This window comes from Amycolatopsis sp. Hca4, assembly GCF_013364075.1.
Lineage (GTDB): Bacteria > Actinomycetota > Actinomycetes > Mycobacteriales > Pseudonocardiaceae > Amycolatopsis.
This window is the reverse complement of record NZ_CP054925.1, coordinates 2,054,488-2,080,124: the sequence shown is the minus strand read 5'-3', so window position 1 is coordinate 2,080,124 and position 25,637 is coordinate 2,054,488. Positions and strand designations below refer to the sequence as shown.

Annotated in this window: 27 protein-coding genes and 2 pseudogenes; 13 read left to right on the top strand and 16 right to left on the bottom strand. The window is 69.5% G+C overall.

Features of this window, described 5'->3' with window-relative positions; all coding sequences use genetic code 11:
* Position 1: 1 nt before the first annotated feature.
* Positions 2-928, top strand: coding sequence for a LacI family DNA-binding transcriptional regulator (locus HUT10_RS09175; protein ID WP_176170785.1), 927 nt, complete (start codon positions 2-4; stop codon positions 926-928).
* Positions 929-948: 20 nt separating this feature from the next.
* On the opposite strand, the gene HUT10_RS09170 is transcribed toward HUT10_RS09175, so the two are convergent.
* The 5 genes from HUT10_RS09170 to HUT10_RS09150 all read right to left on the bottom strand — a co-directional run bounded on the left by HUT10_RS09170 (position 949) and on the right by HUT10_RS09150 (position 6,552).
* A complete protein-coding gene (locus tag HUT10_RS09170; protein ID WP_176170784.1) occupies positions 949-1,896 on the bottom strand; it encodes a CdaR family transcriptional regulator in 948 nt (315 codons plus the stop codon).
* A gap of 385 nt (positions 1,897-2,281) precedes the next feature.
* Positions 2,282-3,463: an ABC transporter ATP-binding protein gene (locus HUT10_RS09165; RefSeq protein ID WP_176170783.1), complete on the bottom strand. Its 1,182-nt coding sequence runs from the start codon at positions 3,461-3,463 to the stop codon at positions 2,282-2,284.
* Positions 3,464-3,467: 4 nt separating this feature from the next.
* On the bottom strand, positions 3,468-4,307 hold the full coding sequence (locus HUT10_RS09160) for a carbohydrate ABC transporter permease (RefSeq protein WP_176170782.1): 840 nt from the start codon (positions 4,305-4,307) through the stop codon (positions 3,468-3,470).
* Positions 4,307-5,251 carry a carbohydrate ABC transporter permease gene (locus HUT10_RS09155; protein WP_303246953.1) on the bottom strand — a complete coding sequence of 315 codons (945 nt, stop codon included), beginning with the start codon at positions 5,249-5,251 and terminating at the stop codon, positions 4,307-4,309. Before HUT10_RS09155 ends, HUT10_RS09160 begins: the two co-directional genes overlap by 1 nt.
* Positions 5,248-6,552, bottom strand: a complete 1,305-nt coding sequence (locus HUT10_RS09150; RefSeq protein WP_176170781.1) for an ABC transporter substrate-binding protein — start codon at positions 6,550-6,552, stop codon at positions 5,248-5,250. The genes HUT10_RS09155 and HUT10_RS09150 overlap by 4 nt, the downstream gene beginning before the upstream one ends.
* Positions 6,553-6,699: 147 nt before the next feature.
* Here HUT10_RS09150 and HUT10_RS09145 point away from each other — a divergent pair, with 147 nt between their 5' ends.
* The 5 genes from HUT10_RS09145 (at position 6,700) to HUT10_RS09125 (ending at position 11,987) form a co-directional block, all read left to right on the top strand.
* Positions 6,700-7,722 (top strand): LacI family DNA-binding transcriptional regulator, encoded by a 1,023-nt coding sequence (locus HUT10_RS09145; protein WP_254896778.1) that lies wholly within the window; start codon positions 6,700-6,702, stop codon positions 7,720-7,722.
* 38 nt (positions 7,723-7,760) lie between these two features.
* Positions 7,761-9,422 (top strand): alpha-amylase family glycosyl hydrolase, encoded by a 1,662-nt coding sequence (locus tag HUT10_RS09140; protein ID WP_254896777.1) that lies wholly within the window; start codon positions 7,761-7,763, stop codon positions 9,420-9,422.
* Positions 9,423-9,853: 431 nt separating this feature from the next.
* Entirely contained in the window at positions 9,854-10,033 is a 180-nt protein-coding gene (locus HUT10_RS09135; RefSeq protein WP_176170778.1) for a hypothetical protein, read from the top strand.
* 10 nt (positions 10,034-10,043) lie between these two features.
* Complete coding sequence (locus tag HUT10_RS09130; RefSeq protein ID WP_176170777.1) at positions 10,044-10,241, top strand: hypothetical protein; 198 nt, start codon at positions 10,044-10,046, stop codon at positions 10,239-10,241.
* Between the two features lie 309 nt (positions 10,242-10,550).
* Positions 10,551-11,987, top strand: a complete 1,437-nt coding sequence (locus HUT10_RS09125; protein WP_176170776.1) for a hypothetical protein — start codon at positions 10,551-10,553, stop codon at positions 11,985-11,987.
* 285 nt (positions 11,988-12,272) lie between these two features.
* Here the strand turns inward: HUT10_RS09125 and HUT10_RS50775 are convergent, their stop codons facing one another.
* Together HUT10_RS50775 and HUT10_RS09115 are read right to left on the bottom strand one after the other, a co-directional pair.
* On the bottom strand, positions 12,273-12,974 hold the full coding sequence (locus HUT10_RS50775) for a phosphatase PAP2 family protein (RefSeq protein ID WP_176170775.1): 702 nt from the start codon (positions 12,972-12,974) through the stop codon (positions 12,273-12,275).
* Positions 12,975-13,043: 69 nt separating this feature from the next.
* Complete coding sequence (locus HUT10_RS09115; protein WP_176170774.1) at positions 13,044-13,253, bottom strand: CsbD family protein; 210 nt, start codon at positions 13,251-13,253, stop codon at positions 13,044-13,046.
* A 184-nt stretch (positions 13,254-13,437) separates the two neighbouring features.
* Between HUT10_RS09115 and HUT10_RS09110 the strand changes: the two genes are divergently transcribed.
* The 3 genes from HUT10_RS09110 to HUT10_RS09100 all read left to right on the top strand — a co-directional run bounded on the left by HUT10_RS09110 (position 13,438) and on the right by HUT10_RS09100 (position 14,934).
* Complete coding sequence (locus HUT10_RS09110) at positions 13,438-13,896, top strand: Asp23/Gls24 family envelope stress response protein (RefSeq protein ID WP_176170773.1); 459 nt, start codon at positions 13,438-13,440, stop codon at positions 13,894-13,896.
* A gap of 89 nt (positions 13,897-13,985) precedes the next feature.
* Entirely contained in the window at positions 13,986-14,282 is a 297-nt protein-coding gene (locus HUT10_RS09105; RefSeq protein ID WP_176170772.1) for a hypothetical protein, read from the top strand.
* Positions 14,283-14,346: 64 nt separating this feature from the next.
* Entirely contained in the window at positions 14,347-14,934 is a 588-nt protein-coding gene (locus HUT10_RS09100; protein WP_176170771.1) for a response regulator transcription factor, read from the top strand.
* A 61-nt stretch (positions 14,935-14,995) separates the two neighbouring features.
* On the opposite strand, the gene HUT10_RS09095 is transcribed toward HUT10_RS09100, so the two are convergent.
* The 5 genes from HUT10_RS09095 to HUT10_RS09075 all read right to left on the bottom strand — a co-directional run bounded on the left by HUT10_RS09095 (position 14,996) and on the right by HUT10_RS09075 (position 18,216).
* Positions 14,996-15,511, bottom strand: a complete 516-nt coding sequence (locus HUT10_RS09095; protein ID WP_176170770.1) for a hypothetical protein — start codon at positions 15,509-15,511, stop codon at positions 14,996-14,998.
* Between the two features lie 325 nt (positions 15,512-15,836).
* Complete coding sequence (locus HUT10_RS09090; RefSeq protein WP_176170769.1) at positions 15,837-16,235, bottom strand: hypothetical protein; 399 nt, start codon at positions 16,233-16,235, stop codon at positions 15,837-15,839.
* 442 nt (positions 16,236-16,677) lie between these two features.
* The gene (locus tag HUT10_RS09085) at positions 16,678-16,854 is read right to left on the bottom strand and encodes a hypothetical protein (protein ID WP_176170768.1); all 177 of its coding nucleotides are present in this window, start codon (positions 16,852-16,854) and stop codon (positions 16,678-16,680) included.
* A 311-nt stretch (positions 16,855-17,165) separates the two neighbouring features.
* Positions 17,166-17,648 carry an Asp23/Gls24 family envelope stress response protein gene (locus HUT10_RS09080; RefSeq protein ID WP_176170767.1) on the bottom strand — a complete coding sequence of 161 codons (483 nt, stop codon included), beginning with the start codon at positions 17,646-17,648 and terminating at the stop codon, positions 17,166-17,168.
* Between the two features lie 301 nt (positions 17,649-17,949).
* Complete coding sequence (locus tag HUT10_RS09075) at positions 17,950-18,216, bottom strand: hypothetical protein (protein WP_176170766.1); 267 nt, start codon at positions 18,214-18,216, stop codon at positions 17,950-17,952.
* A gap of 336 nt (positions 18,217-18,552) precedes the next feature.
* On the opposite strand from HUT10_RS09075, the gene HUT10_RS09070 reads away from it, so the two are divergent.
* Complete coding sequence (locus HUT10_RS09070; protein ID WP_217709568.1) at positions 18,553-19,698, top strand: PP2C family protein-serine/threonine phosphatase; 1,146 nt, start codon at positions 18,553-18,555, stop codon at positions 19,696-19,698.
* 202 nt (positions 19,699-19,900) lie between these two features.
* On the opposite strand, the pseudogene HUT10_RS50770 reads toward HUT10_RS09070, so the two are convergent.
* Positions 19,901-20,176 (bottom strand): annotated as a pseudogene (locus HUT10_RS50770) (ATP-binding protein); the annotation flags it as partial.
* A 55-nt stretch (positions 20,177-20,231) separates the two neighbouring features.
* Between HUT10_RS50770 and HUT10_RS09060 the strand changes: the two are divergent.
* Complete coding sequence (locus HUT10_RS09060) at positions 20,232-20,426, top strand: hypothetical protein (RefSeq protein ID WP_176170764.1); 195 nt, start codon at positions 20,232-20,234, stop codon at positions 20,424-20,426.
* 243 nt (positions 20,427-20,669) lie between these two features.
* Here HUT10_RS09060 and HUT10_RS09055 read toward each other — a convergent pair whose 3' ends face one another.
* Complete coding sequence (locus tag HUT10_RS09055; RefSeq protein WP_176170763.1) at positions 20,670-21,350, bottom strand: hypothetical protein; 681 nt, start codon at positions 21,348-21,350, stop codon at positions 20,670-20,672.
* 105 nt (positions 21,351-21,455) lie between these two features.
* Here HUT10_RS09055 and HUT10_RS09050 point away from each other — a divergent pair.
* A pseudogene (locus HUT10_RS09050) lies at positions 21,456-22,015 on the top strand (class F sortase).
* Positions 22,016-22,185: 170 nt separating this feature from the next.
* On the opposite strand, the gene HUT10_RS09045 reads toward HUT10_RS09050, so the two are convergent.
* Positions 22,186-22,473 (bottom strand): hypothetical protein, encoded by a 288-nt coding sequence (locus HUT10_RS09045; RefSeq protein ID WP_176170762.1) that lies wholly within the window; start codon positions 22,471-22,473, stop codon positions 22,186-22,188.
* A 485-nt stretch (positions 22,474-22,958) separates the two neighbouring features.
* Here HUT10_RS09045 and HUT10_RS09040 point away from each other — a divergent pair, with 485 nt between their 5' ends.
* The gene (locus HUT10_RS09040; protein WP_176170761.1) at positions 22,959-23,897 is read left to right on the top strand and encodes a hypothetical protein; all 939 of its coding nucleotides are present in this window, start codon (positions 22,959-22,961) and stop codon (positions 23,895-23,897) included.
* An 844-nt stretch (positions 23,898-24,741) separates the two neighbouring features.
* Here the strand turns inward: HUT10_RS09040 and HUT10_RS49915 are convergent.
* A complete protein-coding gene (locus tag HUT10_RS49915; protein ID WP_217709567.1) occupies positions 24,742-24,954 on the bottom strand; it encodes a hypothetical protein in 213 nt (70 codons plus the stop codon).
* Between the last annotated feature and the right edge of the window lie 683 nt (positions 24,955-25,637).

The window sequence follows — 25,637 nt, the reverse complement described above, 5'->3', positions numbered from 1 at the left end:
GGTGCGCGAACCCACTCCGTACGCCGGGCCGGGTCCCGGCGGCAGGCAGCGGCGAGCGAACGTGCTCGGGTTGATCGTGCCGTCCGTGGCGAATCCCTTCTGGGGGGTGTTCGCTCGTGAACTGGAGGCCGAGGCCACCCGGGCCGGCTACCAGCTGCAGCTGTGCAACGGAGAACGTGACCCGGCGCGGGAACAGCGCTACCTTCGGCAGTTGCTGTCCGAAGGGCACCGGGGGATCGTGCTGTGCTCCTCGCCGCTGGACCTGGCGTCGTTGGTCCCCTTCATTCGTCGCGGTGCGGTGGTCGTCACCGCCGACCGGGTCGCTGTGGCGGATGACCCGCCGGGAACGATGAACGTGTCGGTGGACAACGCGTCGGGTCAGCAGCTGGCCGTGGCGCACCTGGCCGGTCTCGGACACCGCCGCATCGCGTTCGTCACCGCCAGCATTCCAGCGGTCAGCCTCGTCGACCGGCTCGCCGGGTTCCGTGCCGCCGCCGGTCATGTCGGACTCGCGCCGGGGGAGATCACGGTGTGGCCGTCGCGGGGCCGGATTCCGTTCGGTGACACCAGTCTCGTGGAACTGGGTCGGCTTGCTGCCCACGAGCTGCTCGCCGGGCGCCCGGAGGATCCGACCGCTTTCGTGTGCGTGAACGACATGTGCGCTCTCGGTGTCTGCCGCGGTGCGCTGGAACTCGGGTACGGCATCCCCGGTGACGTGTCGGTCGTGGGGTTCGACGACATCCTGCTCGCCGGGCTGGCTCGGCCGGCCTTGACGACGATCCGGCAGCCGATGCGCCAGATCGCGGCGCGAGCGTTCCGGTTGCTGCGGGAGGGGCTGGACGACGCCGGCCCGCCGCGGACCCGCACGGAGCTGCTGCTGCCGGAGCTGGTGGTCCGGGAATCCACGGCGGCACCCCGGGCGTCGTGACTCGACGCGGATCGCCGCCCTCACGGCACGATCGGGGGGTGGTGGGCCGGGTCGGCGGGCTCCTGACCCCTCGTCGGCGGTGGGATGCGGGCCGCGGAGGGGTGACCGGTCGCGAGGCCCGCGAGCGACGCGCTCAAGGTCATCAGACCGCGCGGTGACGCGGGGTTGATCCCGGTGAGCTCATGGATCCGGAGCAGCCGGTACTCCAGGGTGCTCCGGTGGACGAACAGGCGGCGTGCGGCTTCGTTCCGGTTTCCACCGGAATGGATGAGCACCCGGACGGTGTCCAGCAGGACCTCGCTGTCGGCGATCCCGTCGCAGAGCGTGACCAATGTGGCCGCGGCGTCGGCATCGCCGGTCGCGAGCAGCTCCAGCAGGACGTCATCCGGTGTGTAGATCCCGCCGGTGTAGTTCAGCGCCCGGGCGATCAGAGCGACGTTGGTCGCGCGGGCTCGGGTGCGCTCGACCGTCTTCGTGTCCGGCGTGGAGCACAGCCCCAGCCAGGTTCCGGTCGCCGGCGGCCCGTACCGGGCTCGCAACGTGGCGCTCGCTTCGGCCGGGTCGCCGACGACGAGGAGCTCGTCCAAGCGCCCAGACCCGGTGGGGACGATCCGGTCGTCGAGCGGCCGCGTCACCCGCGGGGTGGCCTGACCGGGTGAGCTCGCCAAGGTCACGCAGGAGAGCGAGACGTGGCCGGCCGGGGCGAGGCGTGCGTGGAAGGCGTGAAACAGCTCCGCCAGCATCGACTCACCCGGCGGGGGCCCGTCTTCGCCGGGCGCCGGAGTCCCCGGTGCCGCTTGCCGAGTCGAGAACCGGCGGAGCACGGGGAGCAACTCGTGGACGGACCGGCTGCAGTCCGCCCAGGCACCCCCGATGTCCCGGAGCAGTGCTCGCGTGCGGTCCGGGTCGGGCTCCCACGGATCGATCGCCTGCAGCCGTCGAGTCAGCGCGCGAGCCTCTGCGGTCATGGGAGGAAAGCTCGCGGCCACCTGTTCGTGCATCTCTACTGTGCCCCCTTGGCGCGCCCGTGAACACGTCCAAGTGGAACCGCTCAAGGCGGCTTATGCAAGCTTTGCATCGCAACTGCAAACCTTAGTAGGGGGTCGGACTAGGAGAAAGTTGAGGGTGCTTTGCTGTCAGGTGGCTAGAAGGAGGCAAGAGATGCAAGCTTTGCTACTGCTGCCGCAGGCGTGCCGGATCGAGGCGGCCGTCGTGCTGTCCTCTTAAGCGTCGCCCTCGTCCCGGCGTGTCCGGCCCGGCGCCGGGGACGCACCCGGTTCGCCTCCGGCCACCGGACGAGGACGGGATCGCGAAAGGCGGGAGTGAGCGATCCCGAGTCCGGCATGTCGCCTGCTAGTCCTCGTAGGTGAGGTTCTTGCCGTTGGACGGGTCGAACAGCTTGATCTTGTCCGCGTCGTACCAGACCTCGAGGTCCGCGTTCTCCGCCGCGGACGACTCCGCCGACAGACGGGCCACGATCTGGGACTCCGAGCCCGGGACGTCGGCCGAACCGCTGTCCGCGGCCAGCTCGGCGAGCTCGGCGGACGTCGCCGTCTCGCCTTCCAGCGTGAAGTGCGCGTACTTCTCCGAACCCATCGACTCGAGCACGTCGATGTGCGCGGTGAACGTGCCGCCGCCCGACTTCTGCCCGGCCTCGACCAGCGCCGCGTCCTCGAAGTGCTCCGGCCGGATGCCGACCAGCACCTCGCGGGGCGCGCCCGCCCTCTCCACGAGCTGCCGGACCCGGTCGGTGAGCGGCGTGGTGCCCAGCGGGCTGTGCAGCTCGTTGTTCTCCAGCGTGGCCGGCACGAAGTTCATCGACGGCGAGCCGATGAACCCCGCGACGAACAGGTTGGCCGGGTTGTCGTAGAGGAACTGCGGCGAGCCGATCTGCTGCACGAAGCCGCCGCGCAGCACCACGACCCGGTCGCCCAGTGTCATGGCCTCGGTCTGGTCGTGCGTGACGTACAGCGTCGTCGTGCCGAGCTGCTTCTGGATCTTCGACACCGACGTGCGCATCTGGCCGCGCAGCTTGGCGTCCAGGTTGGACAGCGGCTCGTCCATCAGGAACGCCTTGGGGCTGCGGACGATCGCCCGGCCCATCGCGACGCGCTGGCGCTGGCCACCGGAGAGGTTGGCCGGCTTGCGGTCCAGGTGCGCGGTCAGGTCGAGGATCTTCGCGGCCTCCTCGACCTTCGCCCGCACGGTCTTGTCGTCGACCTTGGCCAGCCGCAGCGGGAAGGCCATGTTCTCCCGGACGCTCATGTGCGGGTAGAGCGCGTAGGACTGGAACACCATCGCGATGTCCCGGTCCTTCGGGGCCTTCTCGTTGACGCGCTGGCCGTCGATGCGCAGCTCGCCGGAGGAGATGTCCTCCAGGCCGGCCACCATGTTCAGCGTCGTCGACTTCCCGCAGCCGGACGGGCCGACCAGGATGATGAACTCGCCGTCGGCGATGGTGATGTCCACTTCGGACACGGCGAGGGCACCGTCGGGGTACTTCTTCGACACCTTGTCGAGCACGATCTCTGCCATAGCGCTACCCCTTCACCGCACCGGAGGTCAGCCCCGCCACGATGCGACGCTGGAAGAACAACACGAACACAATGATCGGGATGGTGATCACGACCGCGGCCGCGCACACCTGCCCGGTCGGGTCCTCGAACTGCGAGGACCCGGTGAAGAACGACAGCGCGGCCGGCACCGTGCGCGACGCCGTGGTCGACGTCAGCGAGATGGCGAACAGGAAGTCGTTCCAGCAGAAGATGAACACCAGGATGGCCGTGGTGAACACACCCGGCGCGGCCAGCGGCGCGATCACCCGGCGGAACGCCTGCGCCGGCGTCGCGCCGTCCATCTTGGCCGCCTTCTCCAGCTCCCACGGGATCTCGCGGAAGAACGCCGACAGCGTGTAGATCGACAGCGGCAGCGCGAACGTGATGTAGGGCAGGATCAGGCCGGGCCACGTGTCGAACAGCCCGAGGTTCCGCTCGATGTTGAACAGCGGCGTCACCAGCGACACCTGCGGGAACATCGCGATCAGCAGCGAGAGCCCGACCAGCAGCTGCTTGCCGGGGAAGTCCAGCCGGGCGATCGCGTACGCGGCCATCGTGCCGAGCACCACCGCGATCACCGTCGAGATGATCGCGATGCCGATCGAGTTCACCAGCGCCAGCAGGAACTCCGACGTCTGGAAGATGTCCGCGTAGTTCTGCCAGGTCCACGACTGCGGGATGAACGACCCGTCGGTCAGCGTGTCCTTGGTCTTGAACGACAGCGAAACGACCCAGAGCACCGGGACCAGCGCGAACACCAGCACGAGGATGTCGACCAGGCCCCACCTGACTTTGCGGCCCGTCGTGACGGTTCCCATCACCATCAGCGCTTACCCCCGTCGTCCGAACCCGGTGCGGCCGTGCCGAACACCTTGATGAAGATGAAGGCGATGATCGCCACGGTGATGAAGATCAGCACCGCCATCGTCGACCCGATCCCGAGGTTCAACCCCTTGACCAGGTTGTCGTAGGTCTGCATGGACACCGAGCCGGTGTCCTGCGCGCCACCGGTGAGCACGTAGATGTTGTCGAAGATCCGGAAGGCGTCGAGCGTGCGGAACAGCAGCGCCACCAGGATCGCCGGCTTCATCACCGGCAGCATCACCTTCGTGAACCGCTGCCACGCGCTCGCGCCGTCCATCGCCGCGGCCTTGAGCAGGTCGTCCGGTACCAGCGCGAGGCCGGCCATCAGCAGCAGCGCCATGAACGGCGTGGTCTTCCACACCTCGGCGAGGATGATGATGAACATCGACGGCCACTGGTCGGTCAGCGGCGCGCCGTCGGAGGCGAGCCAGTTCGCGAGGTAGCCGGTCTTCGGCGTCCAGGCGTAGTACCACGAGAACGCCGCGACGACCGTGACGATGCCGTACGGGATCAGGGCGACCGTGCGGACCAGGCCGCGTCCGACGAGCGTCCGGTGCATGACCAGCGCCAGCCCCATCCCGAGGACGAACTCGATCGCGACCGACACCACGGTCAGGAACATCGTGGTGCCGAACGCCGTCCACCAGTACGAGTTGCTCAGCACGGCCCCGTAGTTGTCGAAGCCGACGAACTCCTGCTGGGCGGGGAACCTCAGGTCGTACCGCTGCAGCGACAGCCAGATCGAGTAGACGATCGGGTAGCCGGTGACCGCGATCATCACGAAGAACGCGGGCGCGCACAGCCACAGCCCGAGCCGGCGCTCGGCCTTCTTCCCTTCGGAAAGGACGGGCTTGCCCACGGTGTGCGCGGCGCGCGCGCTCGAGCTGACGTCGAGAACGGTCACGGGATAATCCCCTTCGAATTCAGGGCGTCGGTGAGCCGCTCGCGCAGCTCGGCGGCGGTCGCCTGGGGGTCGATCGCCGACGGCGGGGAAAGAACCTTGGAGATCACGATCGAGAGGTTCTGGTACGCCGGGGTCAGCGGCCGGACGGCGGCGTCGCTGAGCGCGGCCTGGATGTCGTCCTTCATGGGGTACTGGTCGGCGAGCCGGGGATTGTCCTTGGGGTCCGCGGGCTTCGCCGGGTCGAGCGCCGTGGTGTCGTCGTAGACGGTCGAGATGCTCGGCGGGATCCCGTCCACCAGGGCCTGGTACTTCTGGTTCTGGGCGTTGCGCAGGCACAAGGCCGCTTCGAACGCTTCCGGCTTGTGCTGGGAATACTTCGACACCGCCAGGTTGAATCCGCCGATAGTGACCTTGCTGGAGGTGCCGGGCACGATCGACGGGTAGCGGGTCCACTTGATGTGGGTGAGGTCCTGCGGCTTTTCCTTGGCGTAGGAGGCGTAGACGAACGGCCAGTTCAGCTGCAGCGCCGCTTGCCCACGCTGGAAGGCCTGCCGGATGTCGTCCTCTTTCTGGTTGGTCAGGGACGGGTCGGTGATCCCGGCCGTGGTGAGGCTCTTCAGCAACGCCAGGGCTTTGACGGCACCGTCGTCCATGACCACGGACTTGCCGTCGTCGGAAAGGATGTGCCCGCCCGCGGAAGCGACCAGCGTGTTGTAGAAGACGACCAGCCCTTCGTACTGCGCGCCGGTGAACACGACCTGGTACGGCTTCCCGGCGGCCTTCAGCTGCTGCGCCTGCGTCATGAGCTCGTCGAACGTCTTCGGCGGCGCCGGCGTGATCCGGTCGTCGTACCAGAGCAGCTGGACGTTCGTGTTCTTCGTCGCGCCGTAGAGCTTTCCGTTCCACTTGGCGGTGGCCAGCGGCCCCGGCAGCACGTCCTGCGTGGCCGCCGCCGCGTTCGCGCCCGTCCACTCCTCGGCCCAGCCCGCTTCGGCGAACTCCGGGACCCACGTGACGTCGAGGCCGAGCACGTCCAGCGAGGTGTCGCCCGCGGCGAGCCGGCGGACCATCTGCTCGCGCTGGCCGTCGGCGGTGCGGGGCAGCTTGTTGTAGACGATCTCGTACTTCCCGTTCGCCGCCTTGTTGCAGTTGTCGACCACTGTCTGGAGATGGTCCTCGGGTGAGATGTACAGGTTGATCGTCGTGCCGCCGCCGCTGGAGCAACCGGTCAGGGTAGCCGCGCCCAGGAGGGTCAGCCCCACGGTCGCGCCGGCGATCCGATGGTTTCGTGCGGTCTTCATCAGGCCTCCATTGCCCTGCCGGACCGGCGCCCGTACGATGATGTGTGCAAGCGATTGCGCAGCCATGATTGGCCGCAGGTGGGTCGAAGTCAAGAGGTTCTGTCGTGTTCTGTGTGCAAGGCCTTGCGCACGCAGGAAAGGAGCGAAGTGGCCAGCAGCCTCGACGAAGTCGCACGTCAGGCGGGCGTGTCACCCGCCACGGTCTCCCGCGCGCTCCGCGGGGTGGGGCGGGTGTCGGAGGCGACCCGGGCCCGGGTCGTGTCGGCGGCGGCCGCCCTCGACTACGTCATCTCGCCGGCCGCGTCCAGCCTCGCCCGCGGGACGACCGGCACCGTCGGGGTGGTCGTCCCGTACGTCGAGCGGTGGTTTTTCGCCACGCTGATCTCCGCCGCGGAGCGGGTGCTGCGCGAGGCCGGGATCAGCGTCTTGCTGTACAACGTCGGCGACCAAGAGGGCCGCGCCCGGTTCTTCCACGAACTGCCGCTGCGACGGCGGGTCGACGCCGTCCTCGTCCTGTCGCTGCCGCTGTCCGCGTCGGAAGTAGACCTCCTGCGTGACCTCGCGGTACCGGTGGTGACGGTCGGCCTGGACGCGCCCGGTACCGACTGCGTTGGCATCGATGACCACGCCGCCGCCACCTCGGCGATGCGGCACCTGCTGCACCTCGGCCACCGGGACATCGCGTTCATCGGCGAAGACACCCCCGTCCCCCTGGGTTTCACCACGCCGCTGCGCCGCCGCGACGCCTACCGCGACGCACTGCACGAGGCGGGCATCGCCGACGGTGCGCTCGAGGTCCCCGGTGGGTTCACCATCGACGGCGGCGAACGGGCGATGACGCGCCTGCTGTCCGGTCACCGGCTGCCCACGGCGGTGTTCGTGGCATCTGACGAGATGGCGTTCGGTGCCCTGCGCGCACTGCGCCGGGCGGGTCTGCGGCCGGGCCGGGACATCTCGCTGATCGGGTTCGACGACCACGATCTGGCCGACGTCCTGGACCTCTCGACCGTGGCCCAGCCGGTGCTTGAGCAAGGCAAGGCGGCGGCGCAGATCCTCCTGCGGCGGGTGCGAGGGGACCCGGACGAACCCAGCCGCACGGTGCTCGACACCCACCTCGTGCTGCGGGGCAGCACGGCTCCGCAGCGTGAAGCGGCCGGAGAGCACGACTGATGTCCGGGGAAGACTTCTCGAGCGAGGAACGTGAGCCTGTGGTTGCCAGTTCTGCGTTGCGCTGGGACGACGCCGTCGTCTACCAGCTCTACCTGCGCTCCTTCGCAGATAGCGGCGGCGACGGCGTGGGCGATCTCGGTGGGGTGATCGACCACCTCGACTACATCGCCGGCCTCGGGGTGGACGCCGTCTGGCTGAATCCGTGCTACCCGTCGCCGCAGGCCGACCACGGTTACGATGTCGCGGACTTCACCGGCATCAACCCGGAGTACGGCGACCTCGCCACGTTCGACCGGCTGGTCGGCGCGGCGCACGCCCGGGGCCTGCGCGTGCTCATGGACCTGGTGCCGAACCACTGCTCGGACCAGCACCCATGGTTCCGCGAGGCGGTGGCTGCGGCGCCCGGATCGCCGGCCCGAGACAGGTTCCTCTTCCGCGACGGGCGCGGGGAGCGCGGAGAAGAGCCGCCCAACAACTGGCGGGCGACCTTCGGCGGCCCGGCGTGGACGCGCGTCGACGAAGCCGACGGCACGCCGGGCCAGTGGTACCTGCACCTGTTCACCCCGCAGCAACCGGACTTCAACTGGCGCAACCCCGCGGTCGCCGACTATTTCGACGACGTTCTGCGGTTCTGGTTCGATCGCGGGGTCGACGGATTCCGCATCGACGTCTGCCACGGTCTGCTCAAGGACCGCGAGTTGTCGGACTGGGATCCCGCGGACGGTGCCTACAACGCTCGCAGCTGGAACCAGCCCGAGGTACACAGGATCTACCGGCGCTGGCGTTCGCTGACGCAGTCGTACGGGGACCGGGACCTGCTGCTCGTCGGCGAGGTATGGGTGCCGACGGCGGTGGACCTCGCTGCCTACCTCCGGCCGGACGAGCTGCATCAAGCCTTCTACTTCGACCTGCTCGTCCAGCCGTGGGACGCGGTCGCGTTGCGGGATTCCATCGAGCGCGCGCTGACGGCGACGGACTCGCTGCCTGCGTGGACGCTCGCCAACCACGACGTGCACCGGACAGTGACCCGCTACGGCATCACCGACCCCGAACCGGCACCGCCCAGCAACGACGCGTTCGCGGCCCTGATGCGACCCCGTGGCCAGGTCGACGCCGCGCTGGGGGAACGGCGGGCCCGCGCGGCCCTGCTGATGCTGCTCGCCCTGCCCGGCTCGGCGTACCTGTACCAGGGTGAAGAACTGGGGCTGCCGGAGGTGCAGGAGATGCCTGCCGCCGTCCGGCAGGACCCGGTCTTCCACCGCACCGGCGGGGTTGAAGCCGGCCGGGACGGGTGCCGGGTCCCGCTGCCGTGGACGTCCGAAGGCACCGCGTTCGGGTTTTCCACGGCGGCGCCGTGGCTCCCGCAGCCCGACTGGTTCGCCAAGTACGCGGTCAGCTCGCAACGCCGCGACCAGGACTCGACGCTCAGCCTGTACCACCGGGTCATCGCCGCCCGGCGCGCGTGGCGCCGGGGTGGTGCGCTGACCTGGCTGAGCCCCGGCGAGGACGGGATCCTCGCGTTCACGTCCGGGCAGCTGTCCTGCGTCGTGAACACCCGAGCGACCCGGTTCACGGTGCCACGTGGGTGGGGCAGGGTCGTTCTCCGCAGCGACGGCTCCGGCGGCGCGACGCTGGAGGGCGGCACCGCGGCCTGGCTGGTGCCCGAGGACGCCTCCGGGGACGCGCGGACACCGGGCTGAGCATGGCTTCTCGCGCATGGACCGCGCGGGCGCGCTACGGCCGGAGCCCGTCGCCTCGAGGTCCGCAGTTCGGCACGGGGGCCGACTTCCCCCGGCGAGCAGGCCGAGGTGGTTGTCGCGGGCGACCAACCCCGCGGTGTCGGTGCCGGGTACGCCCAACTCGGCGCGCAGCCGTGCCAGGCGGTAGCCGACGCCACGGCGGTTATCCGGAACCGGCTGGCGATCCGCTTGAGCGTCAGCCCGGGCGGCGAGCTCGAGCAGCTCGATGTTCTGGCCGGGCAGGAGCCAGTCGGCGTCGAAGCCGGCCCGGGGAATGAATGGTGACCGTGGGAGAGGAACGCGATCAGCTGGGGCGCCTGGCCAGTGCCGCCCGGCTGCCGTCGTGAAGGTTAGGCGCCCGCGCTGGGCAGATTGGACGTAGCGTGGTCGCAGTGGCGTTCGGGACGGCGGAGTCGGTGCCCGACGACGTGGCCAAAGACCTGTTCACTGTCAACGTGCTCGCGCCGGTGGCGCTGCTGCGCTCGGCCGCGCCGTTGCGCGTGCTCCGTCGCCGATCGCACGTGTCGGGGAGCACGTCGAACACTTTCGGTTACCGTTGTCACAGGAGGTGACTTCGGGGTGATGGACGATTCCGGCACCGGCGTGCCATCGGCGTCAGGTGCGCACCGCCGCGAGGAACGTGCCGCGGTGGCGACACTCGCCGAACTGGCCGCGCTCGGCGATCAGGCGTCCCGTCTGCACGGGGAGATAAGCGAGCACCTCGCTCGTCTCGCGGTGGCCGGTCCGGGATGGTCATCGGCCGCCGCGCCGGCGGAGTGACAGCCCACTCATGACGCCGGTACTCGGCTGCCGCTGCGTCGACTGAGATTCCGATTCAGATGCGATGCAACGCGGGCATTCGCGGGAACGCAGTGGGTATCGGTGCGTTCGTGACCAGGCGGTTCTCCGTAGTCGAATTCTTGCTTTCTCGCAACACTTTCAGTGAGGAGTGTCCCGCTTAGGTCTTACTCGCCGCTTGACGTGTGCAAGACCTGAACTGATGCTCTATGCTCTCGATTGCATCGATCCTGGATCGATGGCTTGGTGCCCTCCGCTCCGCGGCGGATTCGTTTTCCCGAGGTACTGCCCATGATCCACCCCGAGCGCGTGTACGAGGCCGAGTTCCGGGCCGTGGTGCGAGCGAGTTCGGGACGATTCGCACGGCGATGGCGATCCCGGCTGCCGGCACCCGATGACCGGGATCTGCTCGGCTGGTACTGGTCCACGGCCAGTGCACGAGCATGGCTGGCGGACCGCACCGGGTTCGACGTCGCGCGGCACCCACTGCGCTGGTGGCCCGACTCGCCCGCCCGGGCGACGTTCTGCCGGTCACTGCCCCTCTTCAGTCGTGCATTCGACCTTGCACCGCGAGCGGTGGTGCAGGAGTGGTCGACGCCGCGGGGGCGGGTGGTCGTGAGCTGGCCGGTCGACGGGCGCGTGGTGCCGATGGCGGAAGTCGCTCGCGCTGTGCCGGACGCCGCGGCTTACCTGCGGGTCGGCGCGAGGTGGACGGCGACCGGTCCCGACCTCGTGGCGGTCGTCGGCGCCGCGCCGGCCGCCGCACCCATGGAATGCGGGTGGGCCGATCTCGCGCGAGTGCTCGGGCTGGCAGCGCCGTACTGGCCGCCCGGCTTGCGTGATCCCGAGTTGATCGGCCGGTGGCGTCCGGGCGACCCGGTCGTCCGCTGTCCCGCGTCGACGGTCCTACCGATCCAGCCCCTGCTGGAGCTGGCGATGCTGTACCCCGCGAACCACCCCGCGCACCGCGCGCTGACCCACACCGCGCAGCGGATCGCGGCCGGGCGAACCGCGGGCACGCCGGCTGCTGCGCGCCTGGTGGCGTTGCGACCCGACCAGATCACCTTCGCCGCTGTCGATGACGGGTGCGCGCCGGTAGACCCCGGCCCGGCGCCGGACCCGGTGCTGCGGCTCGGGTGGCGCGAAGTGCAGAACCGCGACGACGTCCTCGCCGAGCAGTGCATCCGGATCGTCCACGACTTCGACGGTGGCGAGCAGCTGACCCATCCGCAGGTCGTCACCGCGTACCTGCGGGGCGAGGCCGGGGCCGAGTTCGCGGCGCGTCTGCGGTCGTGCTCCCGGCGGGCGATCCACGTGCTCACCGACCCCCTTCGGATCGGTGCTGTGCTCGTCGACCCGGCATCCGACGCGCCGGCTGCGGTGCCGCTGCGAAATCCGGGGGTGGTGCGGGTGTCGGCGCCCCGGCGGCTGGCCTCGATCTCGGCGTTGCGTCAGGTCGTGCTGGAAGATCCGGTGTACATCCGCGACGGCGACGACACGCTCCACCTCGCGCCGCGGGGTCCGCGGTCCGAGCTGGGCTGGGGTGATGACGAACCGGGCACGGCCGCTCTGGCCCTGCTGCTGGAGCGGTTGCTGACCGACCTCGCCGCCGACCCGGCCGACTTGACGGGGGTGCCGAACGCGGGGTTGCTGGAGTTGCTCCGCCGTGACTGGCCGGTCGGATCGGTTCTCGACCGCGCGCAGGTGGAGTCGCACTTGGTGCTGTGACGCCGGGTGGTAGCGATGGCTCGGCGCGCCACGGGGAGAGCAGGTCCGCGGTACTCGGGGCTGGGGGCCGGCCGGTGTCAGAGCCCGCTCTTCGGTGACTTTCCCGGCATCGCCCAGCGGGCAGGGTGCCGGCCGGAACACGGAGACGTGGTGAGCTCGCGCGAAGCGTTCGAATGCGGTCGGCGGCCGGCCACGTCCAGGCCCCGGCACCGATCTCCATGCCCCGCGCGGATTGCCGGTCCGGGCGATTTGGTTCCGACGCGCCGGCGTCAGTCCGCTGCCGCTTCACGGCTCGCCGGGTGCAGCCGGGTGGCGGTCCCGCGGTCGCTGCGCGTGCGTCGTCAGCTCCCGCACGATGAATGCGACGCAGAGCCAGGTGATGGCGAAGGCGGCACCGGCGAGGACATCGGTCGGCCAGTGGACACCGAGGTAGGTACGAGTCCAGGCGATGAGGACGACGTATCCGGCCGCGACCATCCACAGCAGACAACGGCACGCGCGACTGGTGACACGGTGGATGGCCAGCCAGCCGACGAGTCCGGCGGCGAGGGCGGCTGCGGTCGTGTGTCCCGAGGGGAACGACTGCCCCGAGGCGTGCCACGCCCAGTCCTCGCGAGGGGGACGCTGACGGGCCACGAGCAGCGACAGGCCGTACCGGGCCAGCAGGGCCGGCGCCATGATCGCACCGACGAGGCTCGCACGGCGCAGCCGCGCCGAAACGGTGCCGGTGCCGATCCCCGCGGCGATCGCGAGCACCAGAACGGTCGCCACCACCGGGGTCGCCGTGACCGTGGCCGTCCGCGCGAGCAGGGTCAGCGTCGCCGTGCGGTGGGCGAGCAACCACGTGTGGAGATCCTGGTCGAACGTCGCGGCCCAGCCGCTGTTCGCGGCAGCCGATATCAGCAGCGCGATGAACACCGCGAGCGCCGCGACACCCGCGGCCACGAGACCCCGGACGGGGGAGCGCGGCCGGTCGAGCACGGACATCGGACACCTCCGATCCTGGCGGCGGTGGCCGGCGCGACCCCTCGCGCGCCGGCCACCGGTCTGGGGCGGTCAGTCCTTCTTCAGCACGTTCTTCACCTTGTCGGCGACGTCGCCGACCGCGTCCTTGACGTTCTCGACGGCGTCCTTGAGACCGGCCTTGGCCTGATCGGACTGGCCCTCGGCGCGCAGCTCGTCGTCGCCGGTCACCTTGCCCGCAGCCTCCTTGGCCTTGCCGCCGAGGTCGTCGGCCTTGTTCCCGATCTTGTCACCCAACGACATGCTGTCGCTCCTCTCGGCTCGGTCACCGTCCTTCGTGGACGGTCCTGTTCATCAAGACACCCCGGCGAACGGTTCGTCATTGCCCCGGCAGCGTGAGCGTGTTCACACGAAAGTGATCGTGATGATGCCGAGCGCCACGGGTCCTCCCGGTACACGCGTTCGAATCGACATTGGAGGGAACACCATGGCTGAGACGACTTCGAAGGCTCCGGCTGCCACGGCGTCGAAGGACAAGACGACCGGTGTGCTGGTCACGGCTCAAGGGGCGACGACGATCGCGGACACCGTGGTGCAGAAGATCGCCGGGCTGGCCACCCGGGAAGTTGCCGGAGTGCACGCACTCGGTGGTGGTGTCTCCCGCGCGTTCTCCGCGATCCGCGAGCGCATCCCGGGCGCGTCGGCTTCCGCGGGCCAGGGCGTCTCGGTCGAGGTGGGGGAGAAGCAGGCCGCGGTGGATCTGCAGATCGTGGTCGAGTACGGCGTGTCGATCGCCGATGTGGCGCGGTCGGTGCGGCGCACCGTGATCACCGGCGTGGAGCGGATGACCGGGCTGGAGGTCGTCGAGGTCAACATCGCCGTCGGCGATTTGCGGCTGCCCGGCGAGGACGAGGGCGAGAGCGCCGACACCGGCCGGGTGCGGTGATTCCCCGCCGCGACCGAGTTCGCCGAGGTCGCGGCGGCCCACCCGGGTTCCGCGTCGCCGGTGGATCCAGTTCTTGACGCAGGGTTTCGATGAGTGCCACCCACATCGGTCTGCCGGCCGGCCGCGTGCTCGGGGTCGCGGTCGGCGGGGAGTACGCCGACCGGTCGGTCAAAGTGGATGTCGACGGCGACACCGCCCGGTTGTCGGCTCGACTTTCGATCAGCTATCCGGCCTCAGTGGCGCGCACGACCGCGGCCTTGGCTGGTACCCGCGGCAACCCGGCGCTGGTCGCCGTGGTCTCGGTCGAGCAGGAAGCCGATCCCGCCGAGATCCGCGACGCATCCGGACCGTGGCTCGAGGTTGTGACCGGAGACACGGCTGAATGATCGTGAGTTTGCCGCTCGGATTGGGTCTTGCGACCGGGAACTGAAGCCGGCTGAGGGTTGGTCCGTGACAGCGATCTTGATCTGGGACAAGCGCAAGAGCGTGCGGCGGGGGTTGACACGCCTGCTGAGCGGAATCCCCGGGGTGAGCCGGGTCGATTGCGTGGCCGATGGTGATGAGCTGCTCAGAAGGCACTCCCGGGAACGTGGTGATGTGGTGTTCGTCGGGACGATGTCTGGGCCGGACCGGGGTTCGTGCCCGGATGTTGCGAAAGTCGTCAGCCGCCTGGTGGTTGCCGACCCGCAAGCTTACGTCGTGGCCTTGGGCGAGCAGGATGTCGGCGACACGAAAGCGATCGTCGAGAGCGGCGTGCGGGGTTACGTGCGGTGGAACGTGACCGAGCACGAACTTGTCGCCGCGCTGGCACACATCGTAGCTTTGGCGTCCGTCTCCGTCGCCCAGCGGCTCAGGCCACGTGAGCTCGAAGTGCTGCGCGGCATGGCAGCGGGCAACACCAACATGGCAATCGCCCGGCAGATGGGGATTTCCGAAGACACCGTGAAATCTCATGCTCGCACGGTGTTCAGGAAGCTCGAGGTCAAAGAACGGGCACACGCCGTCGCCGAAGGGTTCAGACGAGGCCTTCTCCGCTGACGTGCCTGTCGTCTCAGCCGAAGGCAGAGCGAGACCCGGTATCCGCGCTGCGGGTGAGCCCTCAGCCGGTTGCCGTACTGCGGTCGAGGTAGACGAACGTGCAACCGGTGAGCCGCTGCGCGGCGTCCTGCGCGTGAGCTACGCACAGAGAGCCGGATTCACCGTCCTCGTCGGTGACGACCGCAGCAGCCGGTTCCGCGCACGGGCTGTGCAACCGGTCGTAATCCCATTCGCGGCCGCAGCCGGTCGCGGTGCACCAGGTCCGGTCAGCATTCGAGCGCAGGGTGATTCCGTGGGCCGGGCAGACGCCCCACGGCACATCGCACAGGTTCGGGTCGCGAGACACCCGGACCCGGGCCAAGTACTCGGCTGTCCGTGAGACTTCTTCGGTGTAGTCGCCCAGCTCTTCGGTCGCCTTGTCCATGGGCCGGGCCAGCCGGTTCAGGTTCCCGTCGTCGGCGACCTTGAGCCGAGCGGCCAGATCCGCGGTGCGTTGGGCGAGAGTTTCGGCGTCCGCGGCCAGTGCGCGCAATTCGGCCGGCAGGGGCTCGGGCGTTTTCTGCTCGGGCATCGTCATCCTCGAAGGTGGGCGGCCGGATGGGCGGTAGCGGTTCTCACTGGGCTCTCGGGTCGTCTTCCGCGCACCGGAGCGTGGATTTCGCGGATACCCAGATCCTTTTCGCTTCAATCGCTGTCCCGCCGACCCGGGCTCAGTGCGGAGTCAGTTCGGCACACAGCGCGACGTCGGGTGTTGAGCAGCCGGCGGGCGGACTCGAGGTACATGCGCACCGTTTCGTCTGCACACCGGCTGCGGTACATGCCGTCGGCACCGGGCGATCGGTGCGCGGCCGAGCTGTTGTGGCGGAGGAATCCGGCGCTGACGCGGGTGCTGCCGGTCGTCTTCAGTCGCGAGTCCTGTCGAGGCTGCTCGCGACCAGGGCCGCGCACTGGCCCAGGGAGATGTGGCGTTCGCGCGCCATCTCGCACAGGGTGGCGCGAGCCCGGCGGGGGTGCACACCCTGCCTGGTCAGAACGGCGATTGCCTGGTCAATCTCTCCGACGCGAACGGCGATTTTCTTGCGAACCTGCACCACTACCCCCGGGAAGGCAACCAGCGAACACTCGCTGGTACCCGATCGCGCCGGAAGTAAACCTGACTGACCGTCTGTCACTGCCGCTTTGTCCTTCCTTGACACGCGAGGTTCATCGGGGTGCCCGTCCGGAAACTGTCCGATGTGGACGAAAAGCTCGCCGAGCCGGCGCGGGAGGTCCTTAGCGGCGATTCGGACCAGTGGGTTCACCGGTGATCCGGTGGCCTCCCCGTTCCCGCGAAGGGCCGGCCTAGGCCTCGGAATACCTGCGCGAAGCCCAGGACCACACCACGTTCCTTGTCCGGTTCGACGAGCTGACGTGCCTCGCATTCGCGCCACGATGTAGCGGCTGATCTCGCACGCCCGCCGGTCGCGGGCGATCCTCATCGGCGACGACACCTTCGTCTGCCGTACGCGGCACTGCCGGCCGTCGCCGTCGTGGTGCTGAACCTGATCCCGGTGAGGTCGGTGATCGGCGGTGCCCCGCTGAGCATCGTCGGAACACTCGTCTCCACCTCGCTCGCCGAGTGCGTGCCTGGCACATGAACTGCATGCGCCATCTGCTCGGTTGGTGACGATCCGTCCGGCGGTGGAATCCACGACGGTCAGCGTGCCGAGGTCGTCCGCGGTGACGCGCTCGGTCATGGCGTGCTCAGCCTCGATCACGGCCGGACATCGCGGAGATGTCGAGTTTGCCGTCGAGGAACCGGACTACCAGCAGGCCGAGGCCGCCGAGGAGCAGCACGAGCAGGAAAGCCCCGACGCCACCGAATGCTGCGGCCAGGCCCAGGACGAGGCCGGTCAACAGGCCGATGTGGGTGTGATTCACGGGAGCTCCTGCGTTACGGCGGCCACGAGGGTCGCGGCGGGGGCGGCGATGTCGCCGACGTGGACGTGCGCCGGCCGGTCGGTCGGCCCGATCGCGACACGGACCGCGGCCCCGATCTCGGCGATGGTGGCGGGGTAGCGGCCCGTGACTCCGATGGTGATCTCCTCGCGCCGGATCCGGATGCCGGGTACGCGGCGGCGCGGCAGCAGCGTGGCGATCTCACCGAAGTGGCCGTCGTGCAGGGCCGCGACCTGGGGGGAGTGCCGTCACCAGGGTGGCGAGGGCGGCGGCGTCGACCTCGACGCCGGGGGTCACAGGACGCGGCCGGTGGCGGTGGTGTCGTCTCCCTCGTCGTCGCCGGGGAGGTGCACGTCGGAGACGGTGAGGTTGACCTCGACGACCTCGAGGCCGGTCATCGTCTCGACCGCATTGATGACGTTGCGTCGTACCGAGCGGGCGAGGTCGGCGATGGAGACGCCGTATTCGACGAGGATCTGCAGGTCGATGGCGGCTTGGCGCTCGCCGACCTCGACGGCCACGCCCTGGCTGGAGGAGGCGGTCGCGCCGGGGATGCGCTCGCGCAGAGCGTTGAATGCCCGTGAGGCGTTTCCGCCTAGGCCGTACACCCCGGCGATTTCGCGGGTGGCGAGGCCGGCGACCTTCTGGACGACGACGTCGGAGATGGTCGTGACGCCGCGCGCGGAGGAAAGAGCGCCTGTCTCGCGCTCCACGACGGTGGCGTCCGAGTGGGCCGGAGTCTTCGCGGTATTACTGGTGGTGGTCGGGTTGGTCATGGGTACTCCTGAGGGTCTGGCGATGCGAGGAAGTCCCGCTTGCCTGCACACCGAATGGACCCGGTCGGCTGGAGAACGTCACGGCCTGCGGAGGTGACGTAACGCTCGCCGACCTGAAGTTTGGATCCAGCTCGGATGCCCGCCAGTGCGGCGGATGCTTATTTTCAGGTCGCCTGGGCACGTACTCTCGTAGCACTGCCACCAACAGCCCGTTACCGGGCAAAGGAATTCATGGCACTCCCGCAACTCTCGACCAACGAGTTCCGCTTCGACGCCGGTGTTCCACCCGATCTCTCAGCCGTCAGACGGTGGCTTCGCCTTTGCTGCGCGGCGTGGTGAGCGACTGCGTCGAGGAGGCGGTCTCCGCTTCGACGTGGGCGGTGGACAGCCATTCCGGGATAGCGTGGGTGATCGGGTCCCCGGGACGCAGAGCGGGGAACAAGCCCTGGGCCGCGGTATTGACCGCGAGCCAATGGTCGCCCTCGGCGTGCAGCGCCGGCGAAGGCGCGCTGAAGCGGCCGCTGTCGGCGACAGCGGCACCGCGTGCCACGCTCGAACCGATATCCACCTCGACAGAACCTTCCGGGTCGAGGAGTTCCTCACCTCATTACCGCTCGACAGCAGGCCAGGCCTCCAGGGTAGACACCGGCTGTGGCGAAGACAGCCCCCCACGTGCGAGACGCGGTGAACATCTCGCACCTGCTGGACGCCCTGATCGGAACCGCCGAAACCCTCCCGTAAGGTGCACGGCGGCGAAGTTCAGCAGGCAGCTTCCCCATCATTGCCTGGCCACGATCACGCCCGCCGGTTCCGGGTGCCGCGTCGACGTGGCCGAAGGAACTGCGAGGTCCGCCATGGTGCTCTCGGTGAACGATCACGTGTGCTCGGCGGGGATATCGCCGGCGTGAGCGCCGGCGGTCGTGAGCCTTGGTGGAACCGGCAGGTGCTGGACCGGGCTCCTTACGGCGTGGTCGTGATGCGCCGGACCGGCGATCCCGCGTCCGGCGCGCCGGCGGGTTTCGTGTGCGTGTACGCCAACAGTGCTGTCGTCGTGCACACCGGGATGTCCGATCCTTCCGGCGCCGCGGCCGGTGAGCGGTTGCCGCCCGATCAGTCCGCCCAGTGGGCTGCTCTCTACGAGCAGGTCTGGCATACGGGGACCACCGTCCGCCGCGTCCAGCGGCTGGAGGAGACCGGCCGTGATCTTGAGGTCGCGGCCTTCGCCCTCGACGGCTCGGAGCGGCTGGTCGCGATGGTGATCACCGACATCACCTCCCGGACCGAGGACGAGCTGGACCGTGAACGCGAGCGGCGCCGGACCGCCGAGATCGCGCTCGCACTGCAGCACGCCATGCTCGGCCCGACGCGTGACCTGCCCGCGAACATCACGGTGCGCTACCGGCCCGCCCACGACGACGTTTCGCGCCGTCCGGACGAAGAACCGTTGCTGGTCGTCGGGGGCGATTTTCACGACGTCGTCCCGCTGCCCGGAGACCGGTGCGCGCTGATGGTGGGCGACGTCGTCGGCAAGGGCCTGAAAGCGGCGACGGTGATGGGGCAGCTGCGCAGTGCCGCGCGGGTGCTGCTGCTGGAGAACCGCGGCCCGGCGGAGACCTTGACGTCCCTGAGCACGTTCGCCGCGGACTTGGATGGCGCGTTCTGCACCACCGTCTTCTGCGCCGTGGTGCACCTGGGCACCGGTCGACTCGACTACGCCTCCGCCGGGCACCCGCCGGCGCTGCTCAGCACCCCGGGGGTCGCGGAGCATCAACGCCTCGGCGATGCCGTGAGCACGCCTTTGGGGGTGCCGGCCCGGCGGGCGCGCAGCCAAGCCGGCCTCCTGCTGCCCGCCGGTGCGTTGCTGCTGCTCTACACCGACGGTCTGGTCGAGGCGCGCCGCCGGTTCATCGACGACGGCATCGATCGTGCCGGCACCCTGCTCGCGGAGCTGGGCGGGAACGACCTCGACACGATCGCGGACGCACTGCTCGCGATCCAGCCCGAGACGTTCCTGCCGGACGACACCGCTTTGCTGCTCTACCGCCACTAGCAGTGATGCCGACCCGGCGAACGGTCGAGATGTTCGGGGTCTGAGCCTGGTCAGTGTCCGGGTTCCGATTCGGGTGCGCGGGTGAGGTCGATCTCGGCCCACACGGTCTTGCCGGTCGAGCGTTGCCGCTGTCCCAGGCCACGGTCATCATGGCGACCATGCGGAGCCCGCGGCCGCCGGTAGCCGAGGGCGGCCGCGGGCATGCGGGATTGAGGCAGGCATCGTCGACTTGGAGGCACAACCAGTCGTGTGTGCGCAGCACGCGGACCTGACATGGTGGCTGACCGTGCCGGAGGGCGTTCGAGGTCAGTTCGTCGAGCACCATGACCACGTCGAGCCGTTGATCCTCCGGCAGATCCTGCAGGACCTGATGGGCCCAGCGGCGCACGCGGGCGAATTCCCCGAGGTCGTCGGCGACGTCGAGGGCGGCAACGCGCAGAAATCCGCCGACACCGGTCGTCCGCCGTTCGGTCGACATCGAAGCGTGTCCTCCCTGGTCAGGGCCCCGCAGTCAGCTCGTGGAGCCTGCCTGCGTGGTGACTACCCGCCGGAAAGTGCGGATGAACCCGGGCCACGCCTGGAAATGGGTGGACATCACCCATGTGGGTGAGGTTCTTCAGGTGGTCAAAGCCTGCGTCACGCCGAACACCCTGCAATCCATGCTGGTCAAGCCGCAGAGCGAGCGCTTCGACGAGCCGGGGTGGATACCTCGAGTGTTTCGTCCGTAATGCCTGTCGCTACCCGGCCTACTCACATCACTGACCGAATCCTGGCGATGATTCGATCCGGCAGGTCGGCGGCCGGCCGGGCAGGCCAGACGGCGATCCGGTTCAGGCAGCGCCGGAGTTTCTCGACCTCGGTCCGGAGCGTCGTGCAACCTGCGCAGCCACCGTGCGCGCCGAGGTCGTCCCACGAGCCGACCGGGTCGTGGCCGCACTGGCGGTCGGCGGCCGGACCGTGTTCTCGACCGGTCACGGCGCCAGCCAGTGGGTCAGGGCGAAGCGTGTCGCCTCGAGCCGGGGAGTGAATTCGGTCTCGGACCGCTCGAGCAGCTCGGCCGTCCGCGCGGCGGGGAAGTGCAGGACGTCTTCCAGCAGCCAACCGGTTCGTTCGGGTCCGCCGATGCGGCGCAGCGCGTTGAACAGGGAGGTTGGCGCCGCCTTGTCGAGGCAGTGGTCGACTGTGCGGATCAGCAGATCTGCGGTGCTGGGCGGCCTGCCTTGCCCATGCCAGAACTCGACGAACACCTCTTCGGTGACCTCTTCGGCTCCTGCGGGATCGCTGAGCAGGCACGACGCCAGCCGGAACACGGTGAAGTGGTGCACTCGCACGAAGCGTTCGAACGCGGCCAGTTGCGCGTCGGCCGCTTCGTCGTGAGTAGCGGTCAACACGGATGACGACACAGTGACCTCCCGGAAGGCCTCGCTGCTGAAGCCCGGCGTGAATCGGAAGTGCCCACCGCGCGGATCTTGGAAACCCACGGCGCGAAACAGGGGTGTTTGCTCCGGTCGACTCCCTGATCGGCAGGGGTTGGGATCCCACGGCCACCGCGCGGGCGGGACAACACTTTGCAGCGCGGCAAGCAGGGCTCCCCGCAGTTGCGGCAACGACGTCTGCGGCATGTCTTCGGCCTCGGTCTCAGCACCTGCCACCGGCACCGTCGCCGTCGCTGCCGGCCACGGCCGGTCAGGTCACCATTGTTCCGGCCGGAGCTCCTCAGACCGGCGACGGCAGCCTCGCCGTCGAGGGCTGAGCCGATGCTGCGCCACTGTTTCCTCCTCGCCGTCGCGCTGCTGCTCGCCGGGTGTGGTGCGACGACCGCTGCGCCCACACCGGCGGCGCCGGCCCCGGCCGCGACCAGCCCGGCGCGGTCCACATCGACCTCTCTGGACGTACCCGCGATCGAGGCGAAGTCGACGCTGGTGTCGCTCGGGCTCAACCCCGACCGCACTGTCGAGGTGCCGCCGGTCGACCAGCCGCTGCAGGCCGGCTGGTACCGGTACAGCCCGACGCCCGGGGAGGTCGGGCCCGCGGTGATCCTCGGCCACATCGACGGGGACCACCGCAAGGGGATCTTCTGGCGGCTGCACGAGCTGAAACCCGGCGACGAGGTGCACATCGACCGGGCCGACGGTGGCAAGCTCACCTTCGCGGTGACCAAGGTCGACCAGGTCGCGAAAAAGACTTCCCCGCCGAGGCCGTGTACGGCAACACGACCGACCCGGAGCTGCGCTTGATCACCGGCGGCGGCCAGTACGACGCGGCGAACCACAACTATCTCGACAACATCATCGCCTACGCCAAGCTCAAACGCTGAGGGCTCCCGATGGCGGCGGCCGAAACCGTCGCCCTCGGGCCGAGTGACGTCCGCCGCGCGGTGTCAGCGGTCCGCAGGTGCGGATGGCGGGCACACGGTCTCATCCTGCCGATGTCTCTCGCACGCGCCGGACGGCCGGCGCGGCTGATCGGGCTGGCCGTCCGGCCCGGTCAGGTGATGTCGTGGTGGTCGAGCTCCTCGCACAGGATCTGCTCGAGCTGGCGGCTCCGGCGACGCCACCGCCACGCCACAACCAACGCCACTCCGGCCCCCACCGCGGCCGTCGCGGTCACAACGGGAGCCACTGCGCCGGCGATCGTGTCGAGGGGAACGACCGCGGCAGCGGTCAGCAGCAGCACAGTCAGCCGCCGCACCCGGACGCGATGCGCGCCGCGAGCGTGCCGCCCGGCGTCGATCCAGGACGTCAGGCCGAGCCTGCGGGCAGAATAGGCGCTCATCGGCAGGGTCTCATCTCTCCTTCGCCGTCCGGGCGGCGACTGGGTCACGCTGCGCGGTCATCGTGCTATTCGTCGGGTCGCCGCGACCGCCGGATGAGTTACCGGCACGCACGCAGCATCACCCGAACATCGTGTGGGAAGTACCCGATCGAGTGGAATAATCGAGGTCGCTGCTCGTCTCGGTAGACCAGCCCGAGATGCCCGGGCTCGGCGTGTTAGGCATCGGTCTCGGTCACCCCGAGACCGCCGCGCCGCGCGGCGGAGCGCCATTCGATGGGCGCCATCGCGCAGGTGGGCCGAGGCCGGCGGACGATGGGGCCACCGCGCGGCTGAGAATGCCGGACCACGCCGTCGGTAGCCGATGGGGCTTGGTCCGTCTTGGGAGACCTTGGGTCGTGTGGGGAAGGACTTTGGACACTGTGAACGTCATGTGGGCTCGGTCACCCTGATCCGGAGCACTTGACTCCTCGGGAGGTCCACCGACGATGACGGGCGCGCTTCAGCCGGTGGGGCAGCTGACCGCAGATCAGGTCGGCGCCGCAGTGCTGGCCGCGGGGGCCGCCGCGTCGCTGCACAACAGTCAGCCGTGGTGGTTTCGCTGCACCCCCGACGCCGTGGAGCTGCACGCCGACACCACCAAGGCCGACCTCGCCACCGGCTTGGACCAGCGGGAGCTGCTGCTGGCCTGCGGCGCGGCCCTGTTCAACCTGCGCACCACGATCCGCACGCTGGGTGTCGACCCGGGCGTGCGCTTCCTGCCCGACCGCAACCGACCCAATCTCCTGGCCACGGTCCACCCCGTCACGCCCCGGCCGGCCGGCTCCGCGGACCGACTGCTGGGTGCCGCGGTCGCGCAGCTGCACGATGACGGCCGGCCCGCCGCGTCGGCCTCCCTCCCGGTGGCTCTGCCTGCCCAGCTGCGGCAGGCCGCCGAAGCCGAGCAGTCCTGGCTCGCCACGCTCCCCTCAGCCGGCCGGCCTGTGCGTACCACCACCGGCGCCTCACGCGGCCCTGCGTCGTCATCTGTCTCGTCGCCGTCGTTTGGGCTGCCCGGCTCGTCCACGCAGGACAAGGCCGGGTTGCTCACCGCGGTCGGGACGTTCACCGATGGGGTTCCCGCGCGTTTGCAGGCCGGGCAGGCTCTGCAGCGGATTCTGCTCACCGCCGCCGCGGAGGGAAGCACTGCCACGCCCGTCCCGCACGCGCTGGCCACCACCGCGCGTCGCTACGAGCTGCGCGAGCACCTCGGTGGTGCGCTGTGGCCGCAAGCGGTCCTGCATGTCGGCCCTGCGATCGCCTTACCCGCGGATGTCGGCCGCCGTGACCTCACCAGCCTGCTGACGCCGCCGGAGACCGACGGGCTCACCGTGGCCGCGCTCGGACGGCTACGGCCCGGATCCGGCATGCCCGTCCGCGGCCGGTGAAGGGCACGGCTGGATTGGAGGCGGGCCCGGTCGTCGAAGGGGAGGGGACAACCGGGCCGGCGCGCACAACTTACCTGCCATGCAGCCACAACGTGCTTCTGTATCCGAACTTTGTCCACGCGAAGGTCGATCCGCCCTGACGGTCGAGCCGGCGGTTCAAGATCGGCGAAGGCATGGCTGAGCACGCCGAGGACGCTGCAGGCCGTGCCACGGTGCGCAGAAGCCTCGGCTACCCGGCGCATCATCCCGAATCGATCGCGGGTGCGGGCAGCGATCATGCTGGCCACGGCTGCGTAGTTCCGCTCCGCCAGCTCTCCGAACACCGTGGGGGCCAGGCGGCTGTATGCCCTGACCGATCAGCTGCCACAGGGTGTCGCCCTTCGGCTCGAGTCGGTAGAGAATCCGGTGAAGGTGATCGGCGAGCTCTCCGGTCGGCGGCAGGTCCGACGACAGCAGCCAAAGCGATCCCCGGCGGACGGGCTGCCGAACGGCGTTCCATCCTGTCTCCGACTTCGGACGTCTGCGATGGCTTTAGAGCGAGAACCCGAGTCACGTCCGCAGCGCTCCCGCCGTGATCGCCGGCGAGCCGAAAAGTCGCACCTGTCCGCACCGCGGCATCCTTAAGGGCCAGACCGCTCAGCGCGAGGCAAATACGGCGAGCCGTACGCTGTGCTGTGATCGGCATGTGAGTGCATCTGGCCGTTTGCCGTCGGCCGCACATCGGCTACTGACGGACGTTCGCCAGGTGTCCGTGTTCACTTACCGAGGCGAACAGCCGCGCAGGAACAACAGCCGCAGCCGACCGTCGGCGGTGGTGCTTGCGCGATTGTCGAACAAGCCGCCGTCAGGTAACCCTCGATCGCAGCTCGACCCACTTGTCCAACGTGTCGATGACGTTCGGGCCGTGGCGCAGCGTGAGCAGGCACCGGTCGACGCCGGCCTGCGCGAACGCACGGAGCATTCTGGCGTCGGGGATCGCGCTGAACAGCGTGACCGGAACGGTTGCCCTTCCCAGGTCAATGGCCCGTCGGCGCAGCGTCGCGATCCGCTCGGTCAACTCCTCGACGCTGCTCAGCGGGCCACATTGCGGCCGCCAACCATCACCGAAGGCCAGCCCCGATCCTCGCTGCCCGGCCCGTTCCCGCCGACCAGCACCGGCGGATGCGGCTGCTGCACCGGCTTCGGCCACGACCACAACGGATCGAATGCGACGAACCTGCCGCGGTAGCTCGCCTCGAGAAGTAAGCCGCAACCGGGTCGCCGGTCCCGAGCTGTGCGCCCAGGAATCCGCCGACGTCCTCGTTCGCGCTCTGCTGCACCACGCCCGAGCCCATCGCCGAGAACGGCGTCCCGACGTAGGCGACCTCGACTGCCCAGGTGAGCGTCGGCCGGCGGGCGAGCCGTCCGGGCAGCCGAAACCGGAGCGGACGTTCAGCCGCCCGCCACGGGTGCCTCGCCGCGGGAGCGGGCCGGCGCCGTACTCGCGGCGGCCGGACAGCACTGTAGCGAACCACGCCAGCGCGACGTCCACGACCAGCAGTCTGCGAACACTCCCAGCGATTTCGCCGCAAAGGGCGGACCGTCGCCCGTAACCGAGCGGGGTTAGCCAGTTGAGTCACCCGGTGTGCCGGGTATCGGCCAGCGCGCGGACCACGAATGCGGCATCCAGAGCGGCAAACCCCAGGGTGCGTGCACCGCCGGCGGTCGGGGCGACTTGCGCGAGCACGATGCTGAGCGTCG